Source organism: Rhodococcus sp. R1101 (assembly GCF_000278445.1).
Classification (GTDB): Bacteria; Actinomycetota; Actinomycetes; order Mycobacteriales; family Mycobacteriaceae; genus Rhodococcus; species Rhodococcus gordoniae.
In genome coordinates this window covers 1-3,964 of the sequence record NZ_AJVB01000361.1, presented here as the reverse complement: position 1 = coordinate 3,964, position 3,964 = coordinate 1, and the positions used below count along the sequence as shown (strand labels likewise).

The 3,964-nt window shown below is 70.6% G+C and carries 3 protein-coding genes; 2 read left to right on the top strand and 1 reads right to left on the bottom strand.

The window, feature by feature from the left end; genetic code table 11:
• Together R1101_RS27330 and R1101_RS0117815 are read left to right on the top strand one after the other, a co-directional pair.
• Nucleotides 1–1,689 (top strand): alpha/beta fold hydrolase (locus R1101_RS27330; protein WP_016934715.1); only part of this gene is annotated, 1,689 nt, incomplete at its 5' end.
• A complete protein-coding gene (locus R1101_RS0117815; RefSeq protein ID WP_026003420.1) occupies nucleotides 1,689–3,491 on the top strand; it encodes a polysaccharide biosynthesis tyrosine autokinase in 1,803 nt (600 codons plus the stop codon). The genes R1101_RS27330 and R1101_RS0117815, both read left to right, overlap by 1 nt.
• Here the strand turns inward: R1101_RS0117815 and R1101_RS0117810 are convergent.
• On the bottom strand, nucleotides 3,462–3,962 hold the full coding sequence (locus R1101_RS0117810; RefSeq protein ID WP_081494121.1) for an arsenate reductase/protein-tyrosine-phosphatase family protein: 501 nt from the start codon (nucleotides 3,960–3,962) through the stop codon (nucleotides 3,462–3,464). The two genes, R1101_RS0117815 and R1101_RS0117810, sit on opposite strands and share 30 nt — an antisense overlap.
• Between the last annotated feature and the right edge of the window lie 2 nt (nucleotides 3,963–3,964).

Sequence of the window (3,964 nt, the reverse complement as noted above, 5' to 3'; positions counted from 1 at the left end):
CACCGGATCGTCAACGGCTACGGACCCACCGAGTTCACCGTCGCCGTCTCGTATTCCGCTCCGCTGAGCGGCGACGAGAAGCCGAGCATCGGCTCGCCCGTCGCCGGTGCCGTCGCCTACGTGCTCGACTCGCGCCTGCACCCCGTGCCGCGCGGCACCGTCGGCGAACTCTACGTGACCGGTGACAGCACCGCCCGCGGGTACCGCTACGAATCCGGTCTCACCGCAACGCGATTCGTCGCCGACCCGTTCGGCGACGGCGGGTCGCGGCTGTACCGCACGGGCGACCTGGTTCGGATCCTGCCGAACGGGGTACTGGATCACGTGGCCCGCATCGACGATCAGGTGAAGATCCACGGGATCCGCATCGAACCCGCCGAGGTCGACGCCGCGCTGCTGACCCGCCCCGGTATCGCCGCGGCCGTCACCGTGCCGCATCCCGGACGGGCCGGAGACACCGTGCTCGTCTCCTACATTCAGCCCGAGACCGGCACCGCACCCGACCTCGCCGCACTGCGCCGCGCGCTCGCCGCAGAGCTGCCCCGGCACCTGCGGCCGGCGAGCATCACCGTCGTCGACGCGTTGCCGCTGTTGCCGTCCGGCAAGGTCGACCGTGCGTCGCTGCCCGAACCCGACGGCGTGACCGACGAACCGCTCGTGCCGCCGCAGGGACGCATCGCGCAGACCGTCGCCGCAGTGTTCGCCGCTCACCTCGACCTGCCCGTCGACGAGATCTCCGCCGACCGCGGATTCTTCGACCTCGGAGGCAGTTCCATCGGCGCCGTCGGTGTGGCCGGTGAGCTGCGCGACGCCCTCGGCACCGACGTCCCCGTCGAATGGCTGTTCACCAGCCCGGATCTCGCCGCTCTCGCCGACCGCATCGAACACGGCCGCGGTAATGACGAGCGCGACCCGCGCAGCGACGACGACCGCGACCCGCTCGGCAGCATCGTCGAGATCGCCGGTCGCGGCGACGAACGGCCCCCGCTGTTCTGCGTGCACCCCATCAGCGGACTCGCCTGGATGTACGCAGGATTGGCGCCACATCTGGGCGGCCGCACCGTCTACGGTCTGCAGGCAACGGGCTTCGACGACATCCCGGACAGCATCGGCGAACTCGCCGCGCGGTATGTGGCCGAGATCCGTAAGGTGAGCGCCGATGGTCCCTACCACCTGCTGGGCTGGTCGGTGGGCGGCACCATCGCACACGAGATGGCTGTGCAACTACGCGAGCGCGGTGAGCAGGTCGGTGCGGTAGTGCTGCTCGACACCCTCACACCCGAGACCTTGCCTGCCGAGCCCCACCCCGCGGCAGAGAACGTGCCCGACATCGCCGGGCTGCCCGAAGAACTCGTCGCCGAGGTCCGCCGCCGCACCGACGCCGCCGCGCAGGCCGTCGAAACCGCGGTGCACAGGCACACCCTCAGCGAATACGACGGCGACATCGACCTGGTGGTCGCCGCACCCGATCTCGACCGGCACCCAGATCTCGTTGCCACCTGGCAGCGATATGTGCGCGGTCTCGTCGTCGAACATCCGGTGCCGTTCACGCACTCGGAACTGGCCGATCCGGACGCGGTGCGTGCGATCGGCCCGGTGCTCGACAGCGTGCTCGAGCGCCACGACGACCCCCACACCGCGCCCACCGGGTGCGCACGCAGTGTTACCGCAACGAGGGAGACGCCCTGATGGAAGTACATGATTACCTGCGAATTCTGCAGGCGAGGTGGAAGATCGTCGCCGTCACGACGGTGGTGGCGGTTCTTGCCGCACTCGGCGCCTCCCTGCTGACCACGCCGCAATACGAAGCCAAGACACGCCTGTTCGTGTCGACCTCGTCGGGCGCGTCGGTGCAGGAGATCTACCAGGGCAACCTGTTCTCGCAGCAGCGCGTCACCTCCTACACCCAACTGCTCGAAGGCACCACCCTCGCGCAGCGCACCCTCGATACGCTCGGTCTGGGCGACCTGTCGGCCGTCGACCTCGCCGGCAAGGTCACCGCCTCGTCGACCCCCGACACGGTGCTCATCGACACCGCCGTCACCGACGAGTCGCCGGAGCGTGCCCGCGACCTCGCCAACGCACTGTCCGACGAATTCGTCGTCATGGCACGCGAACTGGAGACCCCCGAGGACGGCGGCCCGCCCACCGCCCGCGTGGTGGTCGAGCAGTACGCGGCCACTCCGTCGGCGCCGGTGACGCCGAAGACCACGCGGAACGTCGCGCTGGGCCTGGCCGTCGGTCTGCTGCTCGGTATCGCCCTCGCGGTGCTGCGCGACCGCCTCGACAACACCATCAAGGACCGCAGCGCCGTCGAGGAACTCGCCGGCACCGGTGTGGTGGGTGTGATCCCGCTCGACAAGGCCCGGCACGAGGACCCGGCGATCGTGTTCGCCGACGCCAACAGCGGCGACGCCGAGGCCTACCGCGAGATGCGGACCAACCTGCAGTTCCTCGAGGTCGACAACCCGCCGCGCGCGATCGTCATCACCAGCTCGCTGCCCGGTGAGGGCAAGACCACCACGGCCGTCAACACGGCTCTCGTGCTCGCCGAGGCCGGCCACTCCGTGGTGCTCGTCGAGGCCGACCTGCGCCGTCCGCGCGTGACGAAGTACCTCGGCACGCTCGGCGACGCCGGCCTGTCGACCGTGCTGGCGAACCAGGCCACCCTCGAAGACGTGCTCCAGCCGACCCGCTTCGACGGCATGTGGGTGCTCGCCGCCGGCGGACTGCCGCCCAACCCGTCCGAGCTTCTCGGTTCCGCGCACGCCCGCGAGGTCATCGAGGACCTGCGGTCGCGCTTCGACTACGTCATCATCGACGCGCCGCCGCTGCTGCCCGTCACCGACGCGGCGATCCTCACGAACATCGCCGACGGCGCGCTGCTCATCGCGCGCTACGGCAAGACCACCCGCGAGCAGTTCGCGCGGGCCGTCGGCAACCTGCGTGCGGTCAACGCCCCCGTGCTGGGCACGATCCTCGCGATGACCCCCACCAAGGGTCGCGGCACGGCCTACGAGTACCGGTACTACTACAGCTCCGACAAGGACGGAGCCGCTCCGGCCGCCCGGACGAGCACGCCGGCGGCGCAGCGCGTCGATCCGTCGGGGCAGACTGCACCGGCATCTCGGACGGCCCCGGCACCTCGGCCGGCCGAGCCGGCGCGAGAGGCACAGCCGGCACACTCGGCACAGCCGTCGCAGCCGACCCCGTCGGCGCCCGCCCAGGAAACGGCCCGGCCGCAGAACGGTCACCGTCACGTCGAGCCGCCGGCCACGCAGGCCTACCCGGCGCCGAGCAACGACGCCTACCACTACCGCGCCGCGGAGCAGTTCCCGCCCGCGCCGCAGCCCGCCTCGGAGCGCTACGGCAGCGAGCCCTACCAGGCGCCGCAGGCGTACTCCTCCGCCGAGCCGCTGTCGCGACCCGTGGTGCACGCACCGCGGCGACCGGTGAACGATTCAGGAACGGAGACCGGCGAGGAGAGGTAACAGCAAGTCGGCGATCTCGGATCCGACCGCGACGAACGTCTCCTCGTCGCGGCCGATCGGATCGACGATGTCCTCCGGCCCGGGCGCAGACATCTGCGCCCGGGCCGTCGCCAATTCTGCGACGGTCTGTGCTCCGGTGGCCTCGTGCAACCGGGCCGCTTCGCGCAGAGTGAACGTCGCGCGCATCCTGCGCGGCGCGAGCTGGATCACCTTGGCCCGGTGCCGCTCGCTCATCGTGATGATCATGTCGGAGTCCTCCGCGATCTGCGGTGTGATCCGACGCGCGGCGAAACCGTCCGGATCGCCTCCGAGCTGCTGCAACACCAGTGCTGCGGTGGGTTCCATGCCGTAGCCGACCATGGCCCGGGTGCCGGCGCTGTGCGCCGAGAGATCGTCGCGGCCGACCTCGGACGCGTACGCGGTGGTCAGCCTCTCTGCGGTCGGTGAGCGGCAGATGTTTCCGGTACACACAT

What these genes read in the sequence shown, in the direction of transcription:
- R1101_RS0117815 (WP_026003420.1), top strand. Translation starts at nt 1,689, where the DNA reads ATGGAAGTACATGATTACCTGCGAATTCTGCAGGCGAGGTGGAAGATC.